Raw genomic sequence first — 25,401 nt, 5'->3', positions numbered from 1 at the left:
ATGGACAAGAGGATCTTCGGCATTGAAACCGAATTCGGGATTTCCTATTCGAGCCCGGACTCCCGGCCCCTCGCCCCGGAGGAAGTGGCCCGCTACCTGTTCCGCAAGGTGGTCAGCTGGGGACGGTCCTCCAACGTGTTCCTCACCAACGGGTCACGACTGTACCTCGACGTGGGCTCGCACCCGGAATACGCCACTGCAGAATGTGACGACCTCGCCCAGCTCATCGCCCACGACCGCGCCGGGGAGCTCATCCTGGACGATCTCGTGGACGAGGCCCAGTCCAGGCTCGCGGCCGAGGGCTTCAACGGCACTGTCTACCTGTTCAAGAACAACACCGACTCCGCCGGCAACTCCTACGGCAGCCACGAGAACTACCTCATTCCACGCCGCGGCGAGTTCACCCGGCTGGCCGAGATCCTCATCCCGTTCCTCGTCACGCGCCAGCTCATCGCCGGTGCGGGCAAGATCCTGAAGACGCCGCACGGGGCCACCTACGCGTTCTCGCAGCGGGCGGACCACATCTGGGAGGGCGTGTCCTCCGCCACCACGCGTTCCCGGCCGATCATCAACACCCGCGACGAACCGCATGCCGATGCCGAGTTCTACCGCCGGCTGCACGTGATCGTCGGCGACTCCAACATGTCCGAGACCACGGCACTGCTCAAAGTGGGCACCGTGGACCTGATCCTGCGGATGATTGAAGCCGGCGTGATCATGCGGGACATGCGGATGGAAAACCCCATCCGCAGCATCCGGGAAATCTCCCACGACCTGAGCGGCCGCGCGCTGGTCCGGCTCGCCAACGGCCGCCAGCTCACCGCGCTGGAGATCCAGCAGGAGTACCTGACCAAGGTCACCGCCTTCGTCCAGGAAAACGGCGCCCACAACCAGCATGTTCCCCTGATCCTGGACCTGTGGGGGCGGACGCTGCGTGCCATCGAGAGCGGCGACTCCAGCACCATCGACACCGAAATCGACTGGGCCATCAAGAAGAAGCTGATGGACAGCTACCGCAGGCGCCACAGCCTGGGCCTGGACGCCCCGCGGATCGCGCAGCTGGACCTCACCTACCACGACATCTCCCGTTCCCGCGGCCTGTACTACCTTCTGCAATCCCGCGGTGCCGTCCGCCGGGTCACCGAGGAGACGGCCATCAAGGACGCTGTGGATGCCCCGCCGCAGACCACCCGGGCCAAGCTGCGTGGCGACTTCGTCCGCAAGGCCCAGGAGCTGGGGCGTGACTACACGGTGGACTGGGTCCATCTAAAGCTCAACGACCGTGCCCACCAGACCATTCTGTGCAAGGACCCGTTCCGCAACGTGGACGAGCGGGTTGATGCCCTTCTGGACTCTATGGGCTGATACCCAGATTTCCGCGTTACTCTGGAAGAGGCCGTTCTGCGGTCCTGACTGCCTTGCCGTGCGCAGCACCTCCGCCGGCAGGGCATCCATCTTGCCCCGACGAAAGTTCTTACGTGCGCCGACTACTAGCAATCCTTCTTCCCGCGCTGCTTCTGCTGACCGCCTGTGGCGGCCAGGAGCCCGCAGCCCCGGAACCGACCAGCCAGTCCGCGGGTGAGACCGCTAAGCTCGACTCGCTCAAGCTGACGGACAAGGGGGACAAGAAAGCCCCGGGCGTCGAGTTCACCAAGCCCCTCGAGGTCGCTGAACCCACCGTCAAGGTTGTCACCGAAGGCAGCGGCGACCGCGTGAAGGCCAACCAGGTCGCCGAGATTTCGGTACTGGCCCTCAACGCCAAGGACGGCTCCACGCTGGACGACAGCTTCCCCCGCGATCCCGAGCCGCTTGAACTGAACGACAAACTCAAGACCAGCAGCGCGATCGTCTACAACGCGTTTGTCGGCGCCAAGGTGGGCTCCCAGCTCGCCCTCGCCATCCCCGGCAAGGCAGCAGCCCAAGGCACACCCGCCCAGCCGACCCAGCTGCTGATCATCAAGGTCATCTCGGCCAAGGAGGCCCCGAAGGCCCTGGAGAAGCCCGAAGGCGAAACGGTCACCCCGCCCGCCGGCATGCCGACCGTCACCGAGAAGGACGGCATCCCCGAGATCTCGGTCAAGGGCGTCGCAGCCCCGAAGAAGCTCATCGCCCAGGACCTGATCAAGGGCAAGGGCGCCGCCGTCAAGGCAACAGACACGCTGACCGTCAACTACGTGGGCGTGGCCCTGGCCAGCGGCAAGAAGTTCGACTCCAGCTTTGACCGCAAGCAGACAGCAGAGTTCCCCCTGAACCAGGTCATCAAGGGCTGGACCCAGGGCCTGACGGGCAAGACCGTCGGCTCGCGCGTCCTGCTCGTCGTCCCCAAGGCCCTCGCCTACGGCGATACCGGCCAGGGTGACGCCAAGGGCGACCTCGTGTTCGTCGTCGACATCCTCGGCGCCAAGTAACGCCAAAGCGTAAAGTAACAACGCGAATAACCAAGTTCCACCAGCAGAAGGAGCAACCATGTCATTTGGCCAGCGCAAGCTCGACCGCGAAAAGCCGGAAATCGACTTCCCCGAAGGCCCGGTGCCCACGGAACTCGTCATCACGGACATCATTGAGGGCGACGGACCCGAGGCCAAGGCCGGCGACACCGTCTCCACGCACTACGTCGGCGTGGCCTGGTCCACCGGCGAAGAGTTCGATGCGTCCTGGGGCCGCGGCGCCCCGCTGGACTTCCGCGTCGGCGTCGGCCAGGTCATCCAGGGCTGGGACCAGGGGCTGCTCGGCATGAAGGTGGGCGGACGCCGCCGCCTGGAGATCCCGTCGGAGCTGGCCTACGGCTCGCGCGGCGCCGGCGGAGCCATCGGCCCGAACGAGGCCCTCATCTTCGTCGTGGACCTGGTGGGCGTCCGCTAGTCCCCACCCATCCCCTATCCTCGCAAGCTCGGACAGGGAACCCTGCGGGCGTGGGCCCACCCACCGGCTCCCTGCCCTCGCAAGCTCGGGCTGGGGCCCTCGCCGGCGTGGGCTCATCCGCCGGCTCCCTAACTGCCTAAGCGCGGTAACAATCGGAAGGATTTTCCGGATTGTTGCCGCGCTTTCGCGTTTTTGCCGGAACGGCTTTAGTAACGTAACGAGGGTGTCCGCCCAACGTACTGAACGCCTGCTGAACCTCCTCATCGCCCTGCTGAACTCGCGGTACGGCCTGCGGCGCAGTGAGCTGCGGGAGAAAATCTATGCGGGCGGCGCGGCCAGCGACGCCGCGTTTGGCCGCATGTTCGAACGCGACAAGAACGACCTTCGCGACTTCGGCTTCGACGTCGAGACGGTCACGGACCTGGGCTGGAGTTCGGACGATCCCGGCACCACCCGGTACCGGATCGGCAAGGAATCCAACCGCCTGCCGGATGTGGAACTGACCCCGGACGAATGGACTGTCCTGCTGCTGGCCTCGCAGCTTTGGGAGCAGGCTGCCCTCGGCACAGCGGCGGGCAACGCCCTCCGCAAACTGCAGGCGGCGGGTGGCTTGGCCGACGTCGAACTTCCGGCCGGCGTCCAGCCGCGGATCAAGCCCGCCGGCCAGGCGTTCGAGGACCTCGTGGCTGCCATGCACGCCCAGCACGCCGTCCGCTTCCTCTACCTCGCCGGCAGCACGGGCCGGGAAGAGGAACGGATTGTTGAACCGTGGGGTCTGGGCAGCCGCTTCGGCCAGTGGTACCTCGTCGGGCACGACCGGGGCCGGGGCGCCAAGCGCTACTTCCGGCTCTCGCGCTTCACGTCGGCCGTCACGGTACTGGACAGGGAGTCCTTCACGCCGCCCGCCGGCTTCAACGTGCGCGACGAGCTGAACAGCCTTCCGGAGCTTCCGGTCAGCTCCGCCGTCGTTGACGTCCGCAGCGGCAAGCTGCTGGGGCTGCGCAAGCGCGCCGCCGCGGCCGCACCGGACTCTGAGGCCGACGCCGGCTGGGACCGGCTGTCCGTTCCCTACCGCGACGCCGAGGTGCTTGGCGAGGAACTGGCCTCCTACGGGCCGAACGTCCGGGTGGTGAGCCCCGCGGAGCTGTCACTGGCCGTCCAGCGGCGGCTGGCAAACGCCGCCGCCTTCACCGACGCCCCGGCACCGTCGTATTCATTCAGCCATGCAGCGTCAGGGAAGCGGACCCGAAATCGCACCTCGGAGGACCAGCTCAAGCGCATGCTGCAGCTCGTACCGTTCCTCGTCCGCAACCAGGGCCTGCCCATCGAGGAAGTCGCGGACCGGTTCGGTGTGACCCGACAGGAGCTGGAGGACGATCTGCTGATCCTGATCTGCTCCGGCCTGCCGCAGGGATACCCGGACGAGCTCCTGGACATCCAGTGGGAGGAAGGCCACGTTTTCATCAGCCAGTCCATGGAACTGAACCGGCCGGTCCGCTTCACGGTGGACGAGGCGTGCGCCCTGCTCACGGGCCTCGAGACCCTGAACGGGCTCCCGGAGCTGGCTGAGGGAAGTGCCCTGGACTCGGTGACGCTCAAGCTGATGGCGGCGGCTGGGGAGGAGGGGCTCCGGGCGGCTGCCCTGTCCGGACCTGAGGTGGGACCGGGCAACTCGGCCAACCTGGAGGTCATCCGCGACGCGATTGAATCAGGGTCGCAGCTGCACCTCGTCTACCTTTCCCCGCAGAAGGACACCTTTTCGGAGCGGAACGTGGATCCGCTCCGGCTCTACTCGCTGGACAACACCTGGTATTTCGAGGCCTACTGCCATTCTGCGGCCGGCCTGCGGAATTTCCGGCTGGACCGGATCGAGGACCTCACCCCCACCGGCAGGCCGGTCTCGTCCGGAATAACGCCCGACGGCGGATTCCCGGCAAAGCTGTTCACCCCGAACGACGACGACACTCTGGTCACCATCCAGCTCACCGCCCGCGGTGCCGGGCTCGCGGATGACTATTATGCCGAACGGACGGCACCGCTGCCCGACGGCGGGCTGGTGGCGGAAATCCGGTTCGGCAACACGGCATGGCTGCCCATGTTCGTGGCCCAGCACGGCGGAACCGCACGCATCCTGGAACCCGAGTCCCTTGCCCGTGCCTCGCGGGACTGGATCGCTGCGGCCCTGGCCCTATACGGCAGCTAGCCCAAAACTGCAGCTAGCCTGTGCAACAGTCAGCCGGTACAACGGCTGCCCGATACGCCAGCTAGACTACTCAGCATGCCTTGGTGGTCCTGGATCCTTATTTGGGTGGCCCTTGTGTCGCTGTCCCTGCTCTTCTTCGTAGTCATGGGTGTCCGTCTGTTCCGCCAGTTCATGGCGACAGTCAAGGAGCTCGGCGAAGCGGGGGACAAGCTCACCAGCCTGCCGGTTCCCGCGGCAGCAGCGGCCGGTGACGCCGCCGCCGTCGGGGTTGCACCGGCAACCGGGGTTGCACCCTCAGCCGGCGCTGGGCACTCAGTCGGGGCTGCGCCCGGCACCGCCCCTTTTGCCTCACCACACCAGATGCGCCATGATTACCACGCATCCAAAGAGGCCCGCAGGGAGGCCCGGCGCCAGCGCCGGGTCCGCCGCAAGGCCGAACGGGGCCAGCCCCAGTCGCTGCGCGACATCGAATTCAGATAAACGTAGGATGTTACTAAACGAAAGGAACACCCACCATGAGGCTTGAAGGCTGGCATCTCATCATCATCATCGTCCTGGCTTTGGTGCTCTTCGCTGCACCGAAGCTGCCCGGCATGGCCCGGAGCCTCGGCCAGTCGATGCGTATTTTCAAGTCGGAAGTCCGCGAAATGAAGAAGGACGGAGCGCCTGAAGCCAAGGACGGCTCTGATCCCGTTGAAGGCACCGTCGTCAACCACCCGCGGTCCGCCGCGACGGAAAACCGCCCGGCAGACGGCAACGACGTTCCGCCCCCCAACCGCGCCTAAGATTACGTGGCACTAACCATGAGTCGTCGCTCCAACCCTGAGGGACGGATGGCTCTGCTGGACCATCTGCGCGAACTCAGGAACAGGCTGTTCAAGTCAGCCATCGCCGTTGTGCTCGCCACCGTAGCGGGTTTCATGGTCTATCAGCCCATGCTGTCGGCCCTGATCAAGCCGATCAAAGACCTGAACAACAACGCGGGCCGTCAGGCGTCCCTCAACTTCGACGGCGTGGCGAGCTCGTTTGACCTCATGATCCAGGTGTCAGTCTTCCTGGGCGTCATCCTGGCCAGCCCCGTGTGGCTGTACCAGCTCTGGGCGTTCATCGTCCCCGGCCTGCACAAGAAGGAACGCCGGCTGGCGCTGTCCTTCGTGGCAGCCGCCGTGCCGCTCTTCGTCGGCGGCGTGGCGATGGCGTGGCTCGTCCTGCCCAACGCCGTCAGGGTCCTCACCGAATTCACTCCCGCCGGCGGCTCAAACTTCATCAGCGCGCAGGTGTATCTCTCCTTCGTGCTGCGGCTACTGCTCGCCTTCGGCATCGCGTTCCTGCTGCCGGTTGTGCTGGTGGGGCTGAACCTTGCCGGACTCCTGCGCGGGGAGCAGCTCCTGAAGAGCTGGCGCATCACTGTGTTCCTGGTCTGCCTCTTTGCTGCCATGGCTGCCCCAGGGGCCGACGCGATGAGCATGTTCTACCTTGCCACGCCCATGCTGGTGCTCTTCTTTGCAGCCATCGGCCTGTGCGTCCTGAACGACCGCCGTCGTGCGCGCCGGACAGAGAAGCGGGCCGCTGAGACTGAGGCCACAGCCGATATCGCGACCCCGAGCAGTGAGCTGAAGAATCTCTAGTCGCGCCACCGCTAGGCTTGAGGCATGTCCACCACCACTCCGTCGCCCTCCGAACGGTACCGCGCCAGCGCCGAACGGACCGCGGAAGCAAAGACCCACCTGGGTGCATTCGCCCGCACACTGAGCTTTGAACTGGATGACTTCCAGCGGCAGGCGTGCAAGTCCCTCCAGGAAGGCCGCGGGGTCCTGGTGGCCGCGCCCACCGGGGCCGGCAAGACGATCGTGGGTGAGTTCGCCGTGTACCTGGCGCTGCAGCGCGGGCTGAAGGCGTTCTACACCACACCCATCAAGGCGCTCAGCAACCAGAAATTCACTGAGCTGACGGAGAAGTACGGCGAGGAGAACGTCGGACTCCTGACCGGCGACACCAGCATCAACGGCGACGCGCCCGTAGTGGTCATGACCACCGAGGTCCTGCGCAACATGCTCTACGCCGACTCCGACACCCTGTTCGACCTGGGATTTGTGGTCATGGACGAGGTCCACTACCTGGCCGACCGCTTCCGCGGTGCAGTGTGGGAGGAAGTCATCATCCACCTGCCCAGCGAGGTGCAGGTGGCGTCGCTCAGCGCGACGGTCTCTAACGCGGAGGAGTTCGGCGCCTGGCTGGACACCGTGCGCGGCGACACGGACGTCATTGTTTCCGAACACCGACCCGTGCCCCTGTGGCAGCACGTCATGGTGGGCCGGGACATCGTGGATCTGTTTGCGGGCGAGACCACTTTCGACGAAATCGCCCCCGCCGGCAATCCCGCCACGGCTGCTGCCCTGCCGTCAGCGCCGTCTGCAGCCGACGCCGGGCAGCGGGGTTTTGAGGTCAACCCGGAGCTGCTGTCCCTTTCCAGGGCGGAAAGCCAGCTGAACTTCCAGGGCCGCTTCGGCCACGGCGGCCGGAGCCAGCGGCGGCAGCAGCGCCAGCGCTACGGCGACAGGCCCCAGCAGGAGACCCGCAGCGCGGTGCGCCGGGCCAGCCGGCCGCAGGTCATCGCCAGCCTGGACCGGCAGGACCTGTTGCCCGCCATCACCTTCATCTTTTCCCGGGCCGGCTGTGACGCCGCCGTCGCCCAGTGCGTGTCGTCCGGGCTGTGGCTCACCACGGAGCGGGAGCAGCGCATCATCGCCCAGCGCGTGGACGAGGCGGGCCAGGACATCCCGTCCGACGACCTTGAGGTGCTGGGCTTCTGGAACTGGCGCGACGGGCTCCTGCGCGGCATCGCGGCCCACCATGCCGGCATGCTTCCCACCTTCAAGGAAGTGGTGGAGAAGCTCTTTGCCGACGGCCTGGTGAAGGCCGTCTTTGCCACCGAGACGCTGGCCCTCGGGGTCAACATGCCGGCCCGATCCGTGGTGCTGGAGAAGCTGGACAAGTTCAACGGCGAAGCCCACGTTGACATCACGGCGGGGGAGTACACCCAGCTCACCGGCAGGGCGGGCCGGCGCGGCATCGACGTCGAAGGCCATGCCGTGGTCCTGTGGCAGCCGGGCACGGACCCGGCGGCGGTGGCCGGCCTTGCCTCCCGCCGGACGTACCCGCTGAACTCGAGTTTCCAGCCGACCTACAACATGAGCATCAACCTGCTCGCGCAGTTCGGCCGGCCCAGGGCCCGTGAAATCCTGGAGTCTTCCTTCGCCCAGTTCCAGGCTGACCGGTCGGTGGTGGGGCTGGCGCGCCAGGTCCGCAGCCGCGAGGAATCACTGGCCGGCTATGCCAAGTCGATGACGTGCCATCTGGGTGACTTCACCGAGTACGCCAGGCTGCGGCGGGAACTTTCCGACGCCGAAAACTTCAGCTCGCGGACCAAGTCACGTGCCCGCAAGTCCCTCAACGAGGACTCCCTGAGCCGGCTCCTGCCGGGCGACGTCGTGGATGTCCCCGCAGGCAGGGCCCCGGGCTTTGCCGTTGTGCTGAGTTCGGACCACAGCTCCCGCGAGCCCCGGCCCGCGGTCCTGACGCTGGAAAGCCAGCTGCGCCGGATCGGCGTCGACGACCTTGAGGGGCCCATTGCACCGCTGACGCGGATCAGGATTCCCAAGTCCTTCAATGCCAAGGTTCCCAAGTCGCGGCGGGACCTGGCCTCGTCCGTCCGGAACGCCCTGCGGGAGAACCGGCCGCCGGCGCGGGGAAGCAGCCGCAACAACGACTTCGGGCTGGGCTCCGCCTCGCAAAACCAGGAGAAGAAGATCGCCGACCTGCGGCGTGCCCTGCGCGCCCACCCCTGCCATGGCTGCAGCGAACGCGAGGACCACGCCCGGTGGTCCGAACGCTGGTGGAAGCTGCGCAAGGAAACCGACGGCCTGGTCCGCCAGATCCAGGGCCGCACCAACACCATCGCCAAGACCTTCGACCGGGTCTGCGATGTCCTCTCGGCCTATGGCTACCTCGAGTCCGCCGAGGACGGACAGCACCGCATCAGCACCGACGGCCAGCGGCTGCGCCGGATCTACGGCGAGAAGGATCTGCTGATTTCACAGGCCCTGCGGCAGGGCGCGTTCGATGACCTCGACGCGGTGGAGGTGGCGGCGTTCGCCAGCGTGCTCGTCTACCAGGCCAAGCGTGAGGACCGCGGCCTGCGGCCCCGCATGCCCAGTGTCTCGCTGGAGACCGCCGTGGATATTGTGGTCCGCGAATGGTCGGCGCTGGAGGACGTGGAGGAGCAGAACAAGCTCCCGCTCACCGGCGAGCCTGAGCTGGGCCTCATCTGGCCCATGTACAAATGGGCCCGCGGCCGGCATCTGCAGGAGGTCCTCAGCGGCTCGGATCTGGCCGCCGGCGACTTTGTCCGCTGGGTCAAGCAGGTGATTGACCTGCTGGACCAGCTGGCCAAGATTCCCGGTCTGGACCCCCGGCTGGCCCGGCTCTGCGCCGAGGCCATCCGGCTGGTCAGGCGGGGCGTCGTCGCCTACTCCACCGTGGGCTGACCGCCCGCAGTCCAGCCCCGGCACCCGTACCAACACTCTCCCGACACCCAAGGAGCACCTCCATGGCCGATGCCCCCGCCCATCCCCAGGAAGGAACCGGACCGTCCAAGGTCACGCTGTACCGCAACGGTTCCGTCTACACCGCGGCTGATCCCTTCGCCACGGCCATGCTCGTGGACGGCGACACCATCGCGTGGGTCGGCTCGGAACAGGCTGCCACCTCGATCGCCGACAGTTCCATGGACATCATCGACCTCCACGGCGCCCTTGTTGCCCCTGGTTTTGTCGATTCCCACGCGCACCTGACCGAGACCGGCGTCGCCTTGGACTCACTGCAGCTCGGCGGTGTCCGGTCGGCCCGCGAGTTGCTCGACGCCGTCGCGGCCTCCGGCGGGAACGGCGCGGTACTGGGGCACGGCTGGGACGAGTCACTCTGGGACGATCCCACGCTTCCGGACGCCGGAGAGTTGGAGCGGGCTGCCGCCGGCCGTCCGGTGTATCTCTCCCGGGTCGATGTGCACTCGGCCCTGGTCTCGCCGTCGCTCGTGGCCAGTGCCGGGCTGGCGGAGCTGGACGGCTACGCAGCGGGCGGCCACGTCAAGCGCCAGGCCCACAGTGCTGCCCGGCAGGCCACCCGCCGCCTGCGTTCCGGTGCGCTCCAGGAATACCAGCGGCGCGCGCTGGACGAGGCTGCGGCCAATGGGTATGTGGCGCTGGCGGAGATGGGTGCCCCGAAAATCAGCAGCATCGACGACCTGCGGCTTGCCGCCGGCTGGAATGACGCGGCAGGTTCCCGCCCCGCACCTGAGGTGCTGCCGTACTGGGGACAGCTGACGACGACGGCGGCCGACGCCGAGGCGCTGCTCGCCGAGCTTGGGGTCCGCGTCCGCGGATTTGCCGGGGACCTGAACATCGACGGATCAATCGGCTCCCGCACGGCGTCGCTGCGGGAACCCTACGCGGACGCCCCGGGGGAAACCGGCGCCACCTACCTTTCTGTGGCCGAAGCGGCAGCACACCTGGCGGCGTGCTCCGTACTGGGCATCCAGGGCGGATTCCATGTCATTGGCGACGCCGGCCTCGATGCCGCCCTGCAGGCCCTCGAGGAAGCTGCCGCCGAAGTGGGCGAGCAGCGGGTCCGGGCCGCCGGGCACCGCTTCGAGCACGTTGAAATGGCCGACGCCGACGCCATCGCCCGGCTGGCCAAATACTCCGTGACGGTCAGCGCGCAGCCCGCGTTCGACGCCGCGTGGGGCGGCCAGGGGCGGCTCTACGAGCAGCGGCTCGGACCCCGCAGCCGGGGCATGAACCCCTTTGCCGCGTTCTATTCGGCCGGCGTGCCCATCTGTTTCGGAAGCGACACCCCGGTGACGCCGCTCCGTCCCTGGTCCAGCGTACGGGCGTGCCTCGAGCACCACGACGTCGACCAGCGGATCTCTGCCCGCGCTGCCTTCCTGGGACACACCCGGGCAGGCTGGCGCGCCGCCCGCTACGAAAACCCCATGGCGGGCCAGCTGGTACCGGGTGCGCCCGCAACCTTCGCCGTCTGGGAAGTGGATGAGCTCATGGTGCAGGTGGCCGACAACAGGGTCCAGTCCTGGAGCACGGACCCCCGGGCCCGCACGCCGCTGCTGCCCGCGCTGGACACCGGCAGCGACCCCCGGTGCCTGCAGACCGTGCGGAACGGGCTGGAGCTGTTCTCCGCAGAAGCCCTCCGGGCCTGACCCGCAGCAGGCTTAATTCGGCGACACAAAGCGGCCGGCCCGGACCTGATTGGCCGCGTAAACAAGCCCCTGACCTGCGGCGATACGTGAACGGGCAGGTCAGGGGGCTGTTGACAGCCCCCGGCCAGTCCGTAGCATTGAGCTTCCGGGGGCGGGTCCAAAGCGCAGCAGAAAACAGTTCCTCCATCCGCTTATCGCGGCATCAGGAACTGGCCCGTGGCGCGTGGACCCGCCCGTGGCGGACGGAAGTGCCCCGCGGGGCCCGTATAATAGGGAGTTGCGCTTTGCGAGCCGGCGTTCCCGCCGGGCTCCCGCGTGCTGACCGCTCCCATCCAGGAAAGGCCTCCCTGTGCGTGTCCTCACCATCATCCCCACCTACAACGAGCTGGAGTCGCTTCCCAAGACTCTTGGACGGCTCCGCGCCGCAGTGCCGGCCTCTGACGTCCTCGTTGTGGACGACAACAGCCCGGACGGCACCGGACAGCTCGCCGACAGCATCGCGGCTGCTGACAACCAGGTCCACGTCCTGCACCGGAAGGGCAAGGAAGGCCTGGGCGCCGCCTACATCGCGGGCTTCAAATGGGGACTGGATGCCGGCTACGACGTCCTGGTGGAAATGGACGCCGACGGATCCCACCAGCCCGAGCAGCTGCCCGCTCTCCTTGACGCCGTGGACCAGGGCGCAGACCTCGCCATGGGCTCCCGCTGGGTGAAGGGCGGAAGCGTCGTGAACTGGCCGCTCTACCGGCAGGCCATTTCGCGGACCGGAAGCACCTACGCGCGCATCATGCTCGGCCTCAAGATCAAGGACGTGACCGGCGGTTACCGCGCCTTCCGGCGTACCACGCTGGAGAAGCTGAACCTGGACCAGGTCGATTCCGTCGGTTACGGCTTCCAGGTGGACCTCGCATGGCGCGTCGCGAAGATGGGACTGAACATCGTGGAGCGGCCCATTACCTTCGTGGAGCGCGAGCTCGGGGCTTCCAAGATGAGCGGCAACATCGTGGTTGAGGCCATGATCAACGTGACAAAGTGGGGCCTGGCCGCCCGCTGGAAGAAGCTGACCGGCAAGAGCCCGCGCGACTAGCGGCTTTACCGGGCCATCGTGGCACACTGAGGCTGGCCCCCAAAGGCTGGCAAATAAAAAAGGCCGGACCCGCTGCATCCATGGATGCAGCGGGTCCGGCCTTTTTGGCTGTGGCGCCTGCCGGCTGGCTAGCAGCGGCTAGGCTGAACGCCGTTCGCCGCGACGCTCGCGCAGGATGGTGAGGCGGTCTTCGAGGATCTGCTCCAGCTCGGGAAGCGAGCGGCGCTCAAGCAGCATGTCCCAGTGCGTACGGACTGCCTTTTCGTTGCTGGTGTCCGGGCGTTCGCCATCAACGAGCAGCGCTTCCTTGCCGGTCTTGGAAACCCAGACAGGGGGAATTTCGGCTTCGGAGGAAAAGGTTACAAAAACCTGTTCGCCGTCCTCGCACCGGTACTCAACCCGCTGACGCGGAGCCGGCTCCACGCCGGATTCGGTCTCCATGCTTTGGGCGCCAAGACGCATGCCTCGCAGGCTGCGATCGCTCATGATTTCTCCCTCTAATCGGTTCGCGGAGCGGACTCCGCGCTAGTCGGAAGCCCTGGTAAGGGTGCCTCCGGACTACGGTGTGGTTCACGTAGCATCACTAGGTGAAACGCTTCGCCAAGCATTGTTGTTCCGCACGGAGTGATCCGGCCGGACAAATATCCTATTATACGGATTCCGGCAGGCCTCAGCAATCCGGGAGAACACAGCACGCCCGCGGGCGCAAAGCAAACGGGAAGCGGGCCAGTGCGGCCTGCCTCCCGTTTGCCCATCTTGAACCCCTAGGACGGGGTCCGGGCAGCTTCCTCGCCGGACTGGCCGCCGTCTTGGCTGCCGAACAGGTCGCCCGAGCGGGGATCGGCGTTGGTTCCGCCGAGGGCGCTGCCGATGCCTTTCAGTGCCTCGCCCACTTCGCTGGGGATGATCCACAGCTTGTTGGAAGAGCCGTCCGCGAGTTTCGGCAGGGTCTGCAGGTACTGGTAAGCCAGCAGCTTCTGGTCCGGGTTGCCCTTGTGGATGGCGTCGAACACCTTCTGGATGGCCTGCGCCTCACCGTCGGCACGAAGGATGGCAGCCTTCGCGTCACCCTCGGCCTTGAGGATGGCGGCCTGCCGCTGGCCTTCCGCTGTCAGGATCGCGGACTGCTTGGTTCCCTCGGCAGTCAGGATGGCGGCGCGGCGGTCACGTTCTGCCCGCATCTGCTTCTCCATCGAATCCTGGATGGAGTGTGGCGGATCGATGGCCTTCAGCTCCACCCGGGAGACGCGGATGCCCCACCGGCCGGTGGCTTCGTCCAGGACGCCGCGCAGCTGGCCGTTGATCTGGTCGCGGGAGGTGAGCGCCTCTTCGAGGTTCAGACCACCCACCACGTTACGCAGGGTGGTGGTGGTCAGCTGCTCCACTGCCTGGATGTAGTTGGCAATTTCGTAGGTGGCCGCACGCGGGTCGGTGACCTGGAAGTAGACCACCGTATCGATGGACACCACGAGGTTGTCCTCGGTGATCACGGGCTGCGGCGGGAAGGACACCACCTGTTCGCGCAGGTCCAGCAGCGGCAGGAGCCGGTCAACGAAGGGGATGAGGAGGGTCAGGCCGGGATTAAGCGTCCGCTGGTACTTTCCCAGCCGCTCCACGACGCCGGCCCGCGCCTGGGGCACGATCCGCACTGAGCGGACCAGCACGATGATGACGAAAATAATCAGGACCACCATCACGAACGTGAGGGCGACTCCTCCTGGGCTATCCATACTTCTCCTTTGTCCCCAACTTTCAGTGAAGCTCTAACCTGGCGAAAGACTCGCCGCAATCTGCTGCTCCGCCGCGGCGGGAGCAGAAACCCATGGGGGAGCCGCCTACTGGACGGCAGTCTCAGCCTGAGGTGAGACGACCGCCGTCGCGCCCTCAATGGCCGAGACGATCACCCGCTGGCCTTCGGCAAGGACGCCGGACTGCGAGCGGGCGCTCCAGATGTCGCCGCCGATCTTCACGCGTCCGCCGGTGGCCGTGACTGCCTCCAGGACCAGCGCTGATTCGCCGATCAGGCGGTCGATGTTGGTGCGCTGTTCGGGCGGGCCCTTGTGCAGGTGCTTGAGGGTCACCGGACGGACGAAGGCGATCATGAGCAGCGAGACGACGCAGAACACGACGATCTCCAGCCACAGGTCCGCGCCGGCGAAGTCGGCCACCAGGCCGGCCAGGGCACCACCGCCCAGCATGATGAAAAACAGGTCAAGGGTCAGCATCTCCACGGCGGCGAACACCAGGAAGAGGGTGAGCCACAGTGCCCACCAATTTTGGCCAAGCCATTCAAACATCGCGTTCCCCCTTGATCCCGAGGGCTGCGGGGCAGACCCTCAGTAACTTTCTTCCATCGTAGACCGAAGCGGGAGCGCCCGGCAGGGGAATGGCGGGCAGCGCAGGAACGTGGCCAAGCCGTTATGGAGCGCTGGATTCCGAGTGCAGGAAGATGCTGATCCGGAACAACGCGGACACCCTGGTGGCTGGCGGAAGGCCGGCCAGCCGGCCGCTAAGTGCGGCGCGGTCCGTGTGGTGGCCGGCGGGGCCCATAAGCGCAAGGTTGGCCACGTCCTCGGGGGAAAGCGACAGGTCAACGTCGACGTCCTGCGTCGACAGCGGGGAGAACCGGCCTGCGAGCGCCTCGGCCAGGCGTTCGTCCTTGGCGGGGTCGATGCCCAGCATCCCTGCCTGGCTGGCGATTTCCCCGAGGTGGCCGGCCCGCGGCGTCACTACGATGAGCCTGCCGGAGGGTTTGAGGACGCGGGCGAACTCGGCAGCGTTCCGCGGCGCGAACACCACGGTGACCACGTCGACGGCGGCGTCGGGCAGGGGCATTGGCTGCCATACGTCCCCCACCAGGTTGATGGCTTCCGGATTGAGTCTGGCGGCGCGGCGCAGCGCGAACTTGGAGATGTCCAGGCCGACGGCGGCCACGCCGGCTGCCCCGGCCACGCCGTCAGCGCCGTCGCCATGTTCGCTCTCCAGATAATCCAGGATCGCGCGCAGGTAGTGACCCGTTCCCGTACCGGAGTCGAGGACCGTTGGGGCGGGGCCGTTCAGCGCCGGCGCGGCCGCCCGTGCCAGGGCATCGGCCAGGGGCCGGTAGTGGCCGGCATCGAGAAAGGCCGTCCTCGCCGCGACCATTTCCGCGGTGTCCGATTCGAAGGCGGTTCCCTTGCCCACCAGCATGTTGAAGTAACCCTGCCGGGCGGCATCGAAGCTGTGCCGCTCCCGGCAGGCCAGCGCACGGACCCGTCCCGTGCCGCCGTCGTGGACTGCCTCGAGATCCTGGCGGCAGACGGGGCAGAGGAGGACGGGGAGGCGCGAAAGCATGAGGTCAATCCTAGGGCAGGTGTACTGCGCGCTGCCGTTCCGTGCCCTTGCCCGACCCGCTAGGCTCACGAGGATGAAGCCTGAACATTTGCCGCTGCTCAACTCCGTTTCCGACCCTGCCGTCCATCCCGACGGCACCAGGGCCGTGGTGTCCGTGGTCCGGCCGGACTTTGACGCCGATTCCTATGTCGGCCAGCTGTGGAGCGTCCCCCGGGATCCGGAAAAGCTTCCCCGCCGTGTGACCCGGGGCTTCCGCGACACCGCGCCGGCCTTTTCACCTGACGGCCGGGTGCTTGCCTTTCTCCGCGCCGCCCCCGGCGGCAAGCCGCAGCTCCACGTGGTGGAGGCCGCGGGCGGGGAACCGCAGGCGCTGACCGACCGAAAGATGGGAGTAACCTCCTTCGCCTGGTCGCCGGACTCCAACCGCATTGTCTTCGGATCCCGGGAACCGGAGGCGGGCCGCTACGGATCGCTCGACGGCGTGGGGTCCGGAGCCGAGGACGCGCGGTTGGTCACGGATTACAAATACAGGATGAACGGCGTGGGGTACACCCAGGACAAGCCGCTGCAGCTTTTCCTGCTCGATGTTCCGGAGCTGGGCGGGGAGCCCTGGGTCAAGCCAGTGGGGCGCGCGGCCAAGCGGAGCGGCAACGGAAAGGGCCAGGGCGACGGCGACAGTGAGATTCCGGACGAGTCCGGCGAGGATTCCGGCGGGTTCCCGGCGGCCCGCCAGCTCACGACGTCGGCAACCGACCACACCGGTGCCACCTTCAGCAACGACGGCAGTGCCGTCTACTTCGTCGCTGCCCTCCACGAGAATGCCGACCAGGACCTGGTATCCGGGATCTACCGCGTAGCGGCCGACGGCGGCACGCCGGTTTTGGTGCCGGTCCCCAACCTGGGTGCCCAGACCGTTTCCGACGTCCGGGAGTCGGCCGACGGGCGCTGGCTGTTCTTCACGGGCCAGGACCTGGGCAGCACCCGCCAGGACTTCGTTGCCAAGAACACGGTCCTCTACGTCATGCCTGCCGCGGGCGGCGACGCCACAGCCCTGAGCGACGCGGAGAATATGGACGTCGAGGCACCCGGTGCCACCATCGGCCTTCGCGGCCACGATGGTGCGCTGGTGCTCAACAATGCCCAGGGTACGGTGGAGCTGCTCGAATTCAGCGCCACGGGAGACCACTCCCTCCTGGTGCATGGCGACTGCGTGGTCGGCGGGGCCGGGGACGCTGCGGGCACCGTGTTCCTCAGCTACAGCGACGCCGCCACGGCAGGTGACGTGGGAGTCCTCGAAGACGGCCAGCTCCGGCTGCTCACCGACTTCTCGGCCGCGCTGCGGACCGAGGCGGGCATCATCGAACCGCAGGAACTGACGTTCCCCGCCCCCGACGGCTACCCCGTCCACGGCTGGCTGGTTCTGCCGCCGGGCAAGGGCCCGCACCCGGTGCTGCTGAACATCCACGGCGGACCGTTCGCGCAGTACACCACGGCGTTCTTCGATGAAGCACAGATACACGCCGCGGCCGGATATGCCGTTTTGATGTGCAATCCCCGGGGCTCGGCCGGTTACGGCCAGGCCCACGGACGGAGCATCAAGGAGCGCATGGGCACGGTGGACATGCAGGACGTGCTCGCGTTCCTGGACGGAAGCCTCGGGAAGTTCGCCTCCCTGGACGCCGGCGCCCTGGGAATCATGGGCGGCTCCTATGGCGGTTACCTCACGGCATGGACCATCAGCCAGGACCACCGGTTCCGGGCGGCCATCGTGGAGCGAGGTTTCCTGGACCCCGTCAGCTTCACGGGCTCGTCGGACATCGGCTGGTTCTTCGGCGGCGAATACGTTGGCTCGGCGGCCGAGCAGGTGGCCGCCCAGAGTCCGATGGCAACCGTGGCCGCGGTCAGGACGCCCACGCTGGTGATCCACAGCGAGGACGACCTGCGCTGCCCGGTGGAACAGGGCCAGCGCTATTTCACCGCCCTCAAGCAGCAGGGCGTCGACTCGGCGTTCCTCGTGTTCCCGGGCGAGGACCACGAGCTGTCACGGTCGGGCACGCCGCATCACCGGCGGCAGCGGTTCGAGCACATCCTGGCCTGGTGGGCGAAGTACCTGCCGACGGACGGCAACCGTGGCGATTCTGCTGAAAGCGCTCCGGCCTGATCCGTTCCGCTCAATCCGTTTCGGCGTCCCGGCTGGACGGGCTGCCGGCATGGCTGCCGGCCGGGAAGCCGAGTTCCCGGCTGGCGGCGGCGATGCCCGGTTCGGCCCAGCGCGCGGCGTATTCGCTGTTGGTGCTGAGTGAGCGGAGTTCGGCCCGGTCGATGTAGAGCCGGCCGTGGAGGTGGTCGGTCTCGTGTTGCACGATCCGTGCCTGCCAGCCGCTGAAATCCTTGGTGACCTGCCCGCCGTCGGGCGTTACATACTCCAGCCGGACGCTTTCGGGACGGTGCACCACAGCCTGCAGCCCGGACAGCGAGAGGCAGCCTTCGAAGAAGGCGGCCGTGCCGTCGCCCAGGCGGGAGTACGACGGATTCAGCATCGCGAAAAATTCCAGCGGTGTCCTGCCCCGGGCCGCGGCCGTCGCCTCGTCGATCTCGAACTGGTCTTCGAGGACGGCCAGCTGCAGCGGGATGCCCAGCTGCGGGGCTGCCAGGCCGACGCCGGGCGCCGCATGCATGACCTTCCGCATCAGGACGATCAGCCGGCGGAGTTCATCGGGCTCCAACTGGCCCTCGAAGGGAGCCGCGTACTGCCGCAGCACCGGGTGCCCGGCCTGCACGATGGGCGGCAGGGCCTCCAGGGCCAGCAGTTCCTGCACTGTTTCCCTGATCCGGGCGGGGCTGTAGGTTGTTGGCGGCGATGCGTGGGTCATGGGGACAGCCTAGTGCCGTGGAGTGCCGCGTCACCGCATGGGCCTTACTGCACGGGCCTCACTGCATGGTGAAGCGCCGGGCCACCAGGGCATTGAACGCGGGTATGGCTGCGACGCCGGCGATCGCGGCGTTCCGGGGCCGCAGCAGGCCGTCCGGCAGCGGCCTGCCAAGTGCCATGTTCACCTCGGCCTGGCGCCTGGCAGAGGCTGCCGCCCGCCGTCGTGTGGAATCAAAATGCCGCAGCGCCGCAGCGGACGGCTCACCGCTCACGACGGCGAGAACCGCCGGCAGCAGCGCCACTGCATCGAGCCAGCCAAGGTTCATCCCCTGACCGCCGATGGGGCTGATCTCGTGCGCCGCATCGCCGGTTAGCGCCGTCCGGCCCGAGACCATGCGCGCGGCCAGCCGCGAACGGACACTGAAGCTGCTGAGCATGGTGTTCGCACCGGCATCCAGCGCCACGCGGGTTCTGCGGGCAACGAGGCTCGCCAGCTGCTCCGCGTCCGGGCATGCCGGGGGTTTTCCCAGCCGGACCACCCAGCGGCGGACGCCGCCGGGAAGCGGGAAGGACTCCACAATGCCCGCGCTTTCCAGGAACAGCGCGGCGTCGCTGCCGAAGGGGCTGGATTCGGGGAAGTCACCCATCAGATAGTGGTCCGGATACAGTTTCTCCGGCGCCGCGACCCCCAGAAGGGTCCGCAGTGTCGAGTATGCGCCGTCGGCACCCACGGCGAAAGCCGCGGAGAGGCTGGCAGAGCCATCGCCGGTGGTGACGCTCAGCGTGACCCGGGCGCCGTCGTCGTGCATTCCGGTGACCTGGGCATTCCGGAGCAGCGCACCGGCGTCCAGCTCCCGGAGCCGCCGCTCCAGGACCTCCTCCGTCACGGGCTGGGGCACGGCCAGGACGAACGGGTACCGGTCGGAGACCGGAGCGAACGGCATGCGGGCAATCTTCCGGCCGTGACTGACAGCGAAGCCCTGGCGGATCGGGACGCCGCGGCCGATCAGCTCCCGGGCAACGCCGATGCGCTCCAGGGCGGCGAGCGCCGGCGGATGGATGCCGATGGCCCTGGTGTGGGCATTCCGGCCCGTCCTCCGTTCCAGGACCCGCACCGCGACCCCGTGCTGCAGGAGCAGTGAACCGAGGAAGAGTCCCACCGGCCCGCCGCCCACGATCAGCACATCGGTCATGCCTGGCGCCCCCGGTAGGTGAGCAGGCAGTGGTACGGTGCGTGCGGTTCCACCGTCCAGCCGGCGGGGACCACGGCGGCCAGCTCTGCAACGGTGTAGCTGCGCCTGATCGAGGTCAGCCCGTCAGCGCGGATGTAGGAGCCGGTGAGCGGCAGGGCGCCGGCACTGAACAGGGCATAAGCCGCAGCGCTCCGGCTGAGGTCGTTGTGCAGGGCCAGGCTGCGGCCGAGCCGGGCGGAATCGTCCAGGAACGACTGCAGCTCCGGCGCGGTCAGGTGATGCAGCACATGGTTGGAAATGACGACGTCGTACTGCCTTCCCTCGGCGAGCAGGTCGCCGCTGCTGGCCTGCCGGAACTCGACGCCGGGTGTTGGTTTGCGCGCCGCGGCGAAACGGAAGGCCCGTTCATCCGGGTCAACCCCCGTCACATGGAGCCGGATCCCGTCCCTGGCCGCCCAGCGGGCGAGCATCACCGCCAGGTCCCCGCCGCCGCAACCGACGTCCAGCAGCGTTGCCTGACCGGAGCCGGCCACCAGTGGGCGCACCCTGCTGCGGTATAGCCGGTGCCAGCCGGAGACCACGCGGTTGACCAGGGCGAACTGTTTGTAGGTGCGCTGCAGCCTGTCCGGATCGCAGTCCGGCCGGTCCATCTCTTCGACGGCGTCCGTGTCCCGCCGGCCGAGGAGGCCTGGGCCCGTTCCCGGGATTCTCACCGGATCAGGCCAGGGACGGCTCGGTGTCGCCGGAAAGTGTGCCGCCGGAAAGGGTTACGCCCGAAGGGGTGTCGCCGGAGAGGGTCCCGCCCGCCTCCGCACCAGGGTCATTCGCCCGCTGCCTCACCTTGGTGAACAGCCCGGTTTCCACGGTCAGGCCCGGGCCGAACGCCATGGAGCAGATGCGTTCGTCCCCCTCCTGCGGCGGAAGATCCAGAATGTGTTTGAGGACGAAGAGCACCGTGGCGCTGCTCATGTTGCCGTAGTTCCGCAGCGTTTCGCGGGCCGGACGCAGCTGCACGTCTGTGAGGTCCAGCCGCGACTGCACCTTGTCCAGGATGCTGCGTCCGCCCGGGTGGATGGCCCAGTGGGTGATGTCGCGGTAGGCAAGGTCCTGCAGGGAGGAATCGCGTGCCAGCAGCGGCTCGAGTGCTCCCACGATGTGGTCGTCGATGATGTGCGGCACGTAGTTGCCGAGCACCATCTCGAAACCCTCATCGCCGATGTTCCACGCCATCGAGTCCTCGCCCACGGGAGTCAGGACCGTCTCGAAGTGGTCCAGCTGGAGCAGCGGCGGGGATGGCAGGTCCTCGCGTGCTGTCACGACGGCGGCCGCCGCGCCGTCCGCAAACAGCGCGGATCCCATGATCGTGTCGGGATCGTTGGAGGTCCGGACGTGCAGGGAGCACAGTTCGGCGCACACCACCAGCACAACGGCCGCCGGGTCCGCCTCGCAGAACGATTTGGCTGCCCGGAGCGCCGGGAAAGCGGCGTAGCAGCCCATGAAGCCCAGGTGGTAGCGCTGCACCGCAGGGTCGAGGCCCAAGGCGCGGACGATCTTGTAGTCCGGCCCGGGATTGAAGAAGCCCGTGCAGGAGACGGTGATGAGGTGGGTGATGTCCAGCGGGTCAATGCCATCGCACTTGGAAACGGCCGCGTCTGCCGTCTCGATGAAAAGCTTCGTTGCTTCCTCGGCGAAGAGGTTGTTGCGTGCCTTGGTGCTGGGGCTCCGCAGCAGGCCCGTCTGCGGATCGAAAAACTGGGGATTTTCGGCGGTGGAGTCCATGGTCAGTTCGCGCACCGCCGTGTACCGGGTATCGATGGCGGCCGAATCGAAGCACGTGGACACGAGCCGTGAGCCCAGGCGGGTCAGCCCCGGCTGGGCGGCAAACACGTCACGGGCCTCATGCTGGACGAGGATAGTCGGCGGAACTGCAGTTTCGAGAGCTCTCACATAGACCGTCATTCGTTCATTCTTAACGAGAGCGCACGGTTAAGACAATGGATTGGAGTGGCCGCAAACGGACAGCTCCGGACTGGACAACCCGGGCAGGAGGTAGCACCATCACGACTGTGACCAGCAAACCCGCAGCAGAACAGCGCCTGGACGATCTGGCGCGGCTGCGCCGCGTCCGGGACCGCATCGACAGGGAGTACGCCCAGCCGCTCGACGTCGAGGCACTTGCCCGCGGCGTCAACATGTCCGCCGGGCACCTCAGCCGGCAGTTTCGGGAAGCCTACGGAGAGCCCCCGTACGCCTACCTGATGACGCGGCGCATCGAGCGGGCGATGTCGCTGCTGCGGCGCGGCGACCTCAGCGTCACGGAGGTGTGTTTCGCCGTCGGCTGTTCCTCGTTGGGGACGTTCAGCACCCGCTTCACCGAACTGGTCGGCATGCCGCCGAGCGCATACCGGGCACAGGCAGACGGGGAGGCGGCAGGGATGCCGTCGTGCGTGGTGAAACAGGTGAGCAGACCGGTCAGGAATCGAGAAGCGGTCCCGTCCGCCCGTACCTAGACTGGCGGCATGAACCTCACCATTCACTACACGTTCCTTCCACACAACGACGCCGACGCTTCCCTGGCGTTCTACCGCGACACCCTCGGATTCGAGCTCCGCAACGACGTGGGGTACGGCGGGATGCGCTGGCTCACCGTCGGCCCGCCCGACCAGCCCGGCACCTCCGTGGTGCTGGAGCCGCCGGCTGCCGATCCCGGCATCACCGACGACGAGCGGCGCACCATCACCGAGATGATGGCCAAGGGCACCTACGCCCGGCTGGTACTCGGCACTCCGGACCTGGACGGCACCTTCGACAAGGTGCAGGCCAGCGGGGCCGAGGTGGTCCAGGAGCCCACCGACCAGCCATACGGGGTCCGCGACTGCGCCTTCCGCGACCCGGCAGGCAACCTCATCCGCATCAACCAGGTCCGCTAGATCACCGAGGTCCGCAAGGTACTTTTCGATCACAACCGGCGGGCGCAGCAGCTGCGCCCGCCGGTTCTTGTGCGGCTTTACGAACATCGCTCCGGCGGTTGCTGCTGCCGCGGTTGTTGCCGCAGTTGTTGCCGCAGCCGCGCCGACGAACAAGAATCAGACATGGCGCGCGAAAGCCGGCGGGCTCAGCCCAATACTGCTGAACAGATGGAGACACGATGACCACCACAACGAGGACGGACACGCAGCTGTCCGGACTGCACACCGCCGACGGCCATGACCTGATCCGGGTGCAGGGCGCGCGCGTGAACAACCTCAAGGATGTCAGCGTCGAGATCCCCAAGCGCCGACTCACTGTGTTCACGGGCGTCTCCGGCTCCGGCAAGAGCTCCCTTGTGTTCGGCACCATCGCCGCGGAGTCGCAGCGGATGATCAACGAGACGTACAGCGCGTTCGTGCAGGGCTTCATGCCGACGCTGTCGCGGCCCGAGGTCGATGTGCTGGAGGGCCTGACGACGGCGATCATCGTGGACCAGGAGCGGATGGGGGCCAACCCGCGCTCCACCGTGGGCACCGCCACCGACGCCAACGCGATGCTGCGGATCCTTTTCAGCAGGCTGGGCCAGCCCCACATCGGCTCGCCCAACGCCTACTCCTTCAACATCCCGACGGTGAAGGCCAGCGGCGCGATCACCGTGGAGCGCGGCAACAAGACCAAGGCGGAGAAGGCGACCTTCAACCGGCTCGGCGGCATGTGCCCCCGCTGCGAAGGCATGGGCAACGTCAGCGACTTCGACCTCACGGCACTTTATGACGACAGCAAGTCGCTCAGCGAGGGCGCCCTGACCATTCCGGGCTACAGCATGGACGGCTGGTACGGCCGGATCTTCAGCGGTGCCGGCTTCAACATGGACAAGCCGATCAGCAAGTTCACCAAGAAGGAACTCCACGACCTGCTCTACAAGGAGCCCACAAAGATCAAGGTCGAGGGCATCAACCTGACCTACGAGGGCATCATCAACAAGATCCAGAAGTCGATGCTGTCCAAGGACGTGGACGCGCTGCAGCCGCACGTCCGCGCCTTCGTGGAGCGGGCCATCACGTTCACGACGTGTCCGGACTGCGGCGGAACCCGGCTCAGCCAGGAAGCGCTGTCCTCGAAGATCAAGGGCAAGAACATCGCGGATGTCTGCACCATGCAGATCACCGACCTGGCCGACTGGGTCCGGGGCCTGGACGAGCCGTCCGTGGCCCCGCTGCTGGCGGGGCTGCAGCACCTTCTGGACTCGTTCGCCGAAATCGGCCTCGGATATCTCTCGCTGGACCGGCCGTCAGGCACCCTGTCCGGCGGCGAGTCGCAGCGCACCAAGATGATCCGCCACCTGGGCTCATCCCTCACGGACGTCACCTATGTCTTCGACGAGCCCACCATCGGCCTCCACCCGCACGACATCGAGCGGATGAACTCCCTCCTGCTCCAGCTGCGCGACAAGGGCAACACGGTGCTCGTCGTGGAGCACAAGCCGGAAAGCATCGCCATCGCCGACCACATCGTTGACCTCGGCCCGGGCGCCGGCACCGGGGGCGGCACCGTCTGCTTCGAGGGCACGGTGGACGGGCTACGGGGGAGTGACACCATCACCGGCCGCCACCTCGATGACCGGGCACGGATCAAGGACTCGGTGCGTTCAGCTTCCGGTGCGCTGGAGATCCGCGGTGCGTCGACGAATAACCTCAAGAACGTCGACGTCGACATCCCGCTGGGCGTGCTCTGCGTCCTGACCGGCGTGGCCGGTTCCGGCAAGAGCTCGCTGATCCACGGATCGGTCGCCAAGCGCGACGGCGTGGTGGTGATCGACCAGTCCGGCATCAGGGGTTCCCGGCGCAGCAACCCGGCCACGTACACGGGCCTTCTTGAACCGATCCGCAAGGCCTTTGCCAAGGCCAATGGCGTGAAGCCGGCGTTGTTCAGCTCCAACTCCGAGGGCGCCTGCCCCACGTGCAACGGCGCCGGTGTCATCTACACAGACCTGGGCGTCATGGCCACGGTCGAGACCACCTGCGAGGAGTGCGACGGCAAGCGCTTCCAGGCGGCGGTGCTGGAATTCACGCTCGGCGGCCGGAACATCGCCGAGGTGCTGGCGATGTCAGTGGCGGAGGCCGAGGAATTCTTTGAGGACGGCGATGCGCGCACGCCGGCTGCCCACAAGATCCTTGACCGGCTGGCCGACGTCGGGCTTGGTTATCTGACCCTCGGCCAGCCGCTCACCACGCTCTCCGGCGGCGAGCGGCAGCGGCTCAAGCTGGCCGCGCAAATGGCCGACAAGGGCGACGTCTACATCCTCGACGAACCGACCACCGGACTGCACCTGGCCGACGTCCAGAACCTGCTGGGCCTGCTCGACCGGCTCGTCGACTCAGGCAAGTCGGTGATCGTCATCGAGCACCACCAGGCGGTCATGGCGCATGCCGACTGGATCATCGACCTTGGACCCGGCGCCGGGCACGACGGCGGCAGGATCGTTTTCGAGGGATCGCCGGCAGATCTTGTGGCCGGCCGTTCAACGCTGACCGGCGAGCACCTCGCTGCCTACGTCGGCGCCAGCTGACACGACAGACAAGCGCGAACGTACAGTTGTGGCCCCTTTCC

22 protein-coding genes are annotated in these 25,401 nt (G+C 67.2%); 14 read left to right on the top strand and 8 right to left on the bottom strand.

Features of this window, described 5'->3' with window-relative positions; genetic code table 11:
* The 10 genes from pafA (at position 1) to R5O87_RS01735 (ending at position 12,423) form a co-directional block, all read left to right on the top strand.
* A complete protein-coding gene (gene pafA, locus R5O87_RS01780; protein WP_410556154.1) occupies positions 1-1,365 on the top strand; it encodes a Pup--protein ligase in 1,365 nt (454 codons plus the stop codon).
* 113 nt (positions 1,366-1,478) lie between these two features.
* Positions 1,479-2,408 (top strand): FKBP-type peptidyl-prolyl cis-trans isomerase, encoded by a 930-nt coding sequence (locus tag R5O87_RS01775; protein WP_410556153.1) that lies wholly within the window; start codon positions 1,479-1,481, stop codon positions 2,406-2,408.
* 58 nt (positions 2,409-2,466) lie between these two features.
* Complete coding sequence (locus tag R5O87_RS01770; RefSeq protein ID WP_307102959.1) at positions 2,467-2,862, top strand: FKBP-type peptidyl-prolyl cis-trans isomerase; 396 nt, start codon at positions 2,467-2,469, stop codon at positions 2,860-2,862.
* Between the two features lie 223 nt (positions 2,863-3,085).
* On the top strand, positions 3,086-5,065 hold the full coding sequence (locus tag R5O87_RS01765; protein WP_410556152.1) for a helix-turn-helix transcriptional regulator: 1,980 nt from the start codon (positions 3,086-3,088) through the stop codon (positions 5,063-5,065).
* Between the two features lie 75 nt (positions 5,066-5,140).
* Positions 5,141-5,545, top strand: coding sequence for a hypothetical protein (locus R5O87_RS01760; protein ID WP_410556151.1), 405 nt, complete (start codon positions 5,141-5,143; stop codon positions 5,543-5,545).
* Positions 5,546-5,580: 35 nt separating this feature from the next.
* The gene (tatA, locus tag R5O87_RS01755; protein ID WP_410556150.1) at positions 5,581-5,850 is read left to right on the top strand and encodes a Sec-independent protein translocase subunit TatA; all 270 of its coding nucleotides are present in this window, start codon (positions 5,581-5,583) and stop codon (positions 5,848-5,850) included.
* Between the two features lie 48 nt (positions 5,851-5,898).
* The gene (tatC, locus tag R5O87_RS01750; protein ID WP_410556189.1) at positions 5,899-6,693 is read left to right on the top strand and encodes a twin-arginine translocase subunit TatC; all 795 of its coding nucleotides are present in this window, start codon (positions 5,899-5,901) and stop codon (positions 6,691-6,693) included.
* Positions 6,694-6,717: 24 nt separating this feature from the next.
* Positions 6,718-9,612: a DEAD/DEAH box helicase gene (locus R5O87_RS01745; RefSeq protein WP_410556149.1), complete on the top strand. Its 2,895-nt coding sequence runs from the start codon at positions 6,718-6,720 to the stop codon at positions 9,610-9,612.
* 62 nt (positions 9,613-9,674) lie between these two features.
* Positions 9,675-11,336 (top strand): amidohydrolase, encoded by a 1,662-nt coding sequence (locus R5O87_RS01740; RefSeq protein WP_410556148.1) that lies wholly within the window; start codon positions 9,675-9,677, stop codon positions 11,334-11,336.
* Positions 11,337-11,685: 349 nt separating this feature from the next.
* A complete protein-coding gene (locus R5O87_RS01735) occupies positions 11,686-12,423 on the top strand; it encodes a polyprenol monophosphomannose synthase (protein WP_410556147.1) in 738 nt (245 codons plus the stop codon).
* Positions 12,424-12,561: 138 nt separating this feature from the next.
* On the opposite strand, the gene R5O87_RS01730 is transcribed toward R5O87_RS01735, so the two are convergent.
* The 4 genes from R5O87_RS01730 to R5O87_RS01715 form a co-directional block, all read right to left on the bottom strand.
* A complete protein-coding gene (locus tag R5O87_RS01730; protein WP_003802221.1) occupies positions 12,562-12,909 on the bottom strand; it encodes an RNA polymerase-binding protein RbpA in 348 nt (115 codons plus the stop codon).
* 278 nt (positions 12,910-13,187) lie between these two features.
* Positions 13,188-14,153: an SPFH domain-containing protein gene (locus tag R5O87_RS01725; protein WP_410556145.1), complete on the bottom strand. Its 966-nt coding sequence runs from the start codon at positions 14,151-14,153 to the stop codon at positions 13,188-13,190.
* 105 nt (positions 14,154-14,258) lie between these two features.
* Positions 14,259-14,720, bottom strand: coding sequence for an NfeD family protein (locus R5O87_RS01720; protein ID WP_387100995.1), 462 nt, complete (start codon positions 14,718-14,720; stop codon positions 14,259-14,261).
* A gap of 121 nt (positions 14,721-14,841) precedes the next feature.
* Positions 14,842-15,756 carry a putative RNA methyltransferase gene (locus R5O87_RS01715; protein WP_410556144.1) on the bottom strand — a complete coding sequence of 305 codons (915 nt, stop codon included), beginning with the start codon at positions 15,754-15,756 and terminating at the stop codon, positions 14,842-14,844.
* Positions 15,757-15,829: 73 nt separating this feature from the next.
* On the opposite strand from R5O87_RS01715, the gene R5O87_RS01710 reads away from it, so the two are divergent.
* Positions 15,830-17,917 carry a S9 family peptidase gene (locus R5O87_RS01710; RefSeq protein ID WP_410556143.1) on the top strand — a complete coding sequence of 696 codons (2,088 nt, stop codon included), beginning with the start codon at positions 15,830-15,832 and terminating at the stop codon, positions 17,915-17,917.
* 10 nt (positions 17,918-17,927) lie between these two features.
* On the opposite strand, the gene R5O87_RS01705 is transcribed toward R5O87_RS01710, so the two are convergent.
* The 4 genes from R5O87_RS01705 to R5O87_RS01690 all read right to left on the bottom strand — a co-directional run bounded on the left by R5O87_RS01705 (position 17,928) and on the right by R5O87_RS01690 (position 21,780).
* The gene (locus tag R5O87_RS01705; protein ID WP_410556142.1) at positions 17,928-18,629 is read right to left on the bottom strand and encodes a peptide deformylase; all 702 of its coding nucleotides are present in this window, start codon (positions 18,627-18,629) and stop codon (positions 17,928-17,930) included.
* Between the two features lie 58 nt (positions 18,630-18,687).
* Positions 18,688-19,821: an FAD-dependent oxidoreductase gene (locus tag R5O87_RS01700; protein WP_410556141.1), complete on the bottom strand. Its 1,134-nt coding sequence runs from the start codon at positions 19,819-19,821 to the stop codon at positions 18,688-18,690.
* Positions 19,818-20,471, bottom strand: a complete 654-nt coding sequence (locus R5O87_RS01695; RefSeq protein WP_410556188.1) for a class I SAM-dependent methyltransferase — start codon at positions 20,469-20,471, stop codon at positions 19,818-19,820. The genes R5O87_RS01700 and R5O87_RS01695 overlap by 4 nt, the downstream gene beginning before the upstream one ends.
* A 67-nt stretch (positions 20,472-20,538) precedes the next feature.
* Complete coding sequence (locus tag R5O87_RS01690) at positions 20,539-21,780, bottom strand: type III polyketide synthase (RefSeq protein WP_410556140.1); 1,242 nt, start codon at positions 21,778-21,780, stop codon at positions 20,539-20,541.
* 107 nt (positions 21,781-21,887) lie between these two features.
* On the opposite strand from R5O87_RS01690, the gene R5O87_RS01685 reads away from it, so the two are divergent.
* From R5O87_RS01685 to R5O87_RS01675, 3 genes are all read left to right on the top strand, one after another.
* Positions 21,888-22,331, top strand: a complete 444-nt coding sequence (locus R5O87_RS01685; protein WP_410556139.1) for a helix-turn-helix transcriptional regulator — start codon at positions 21,888-21,890, stop codon at positions 22,329-22,331.
* 9 nt (positions 22,332-22,340) lie between these two features.
* Positions 22,341-22,751 (top strand): VOC family protein, encoded by a 411-nt coding sequence (locus tag R5O87_RS01680; RefSeq protein ID WP_410556138.1) that lies wholly within the window; start codon positions 22,341-22,343, stop codon positions 22,749-22,751.
* 218 nt (positions 22,752-22,969) lie between these two features.
* Positions 22,970-25,360, top strand: coding sequence for an ATP-binding cassette domain-containing protein (locus R5O87_RS01675; RefSeq protein ID WP_410556137.1), 2,391 nt, complete (start codon positions 22,970-22,972; stop codon positions 25,358-25,360).
* Positions 25,361-25,401 lie beyond the last annotated feature (41 nt).

Source organism: Arthrobacter globiformis (genome assembly GCF_046536215.2).
GTDB lineage: Bacteria > Actinomycetota > Actinomycetes > Actinomycetales > Micrococcaceae > Arthrobacter > Arthrobacter globiformis_E.
The sequence above is the reverse complement of the archived record's forward strand: the minus strand, read 5'-3'. Positions and strand labels throughout refer to the sequence as shown.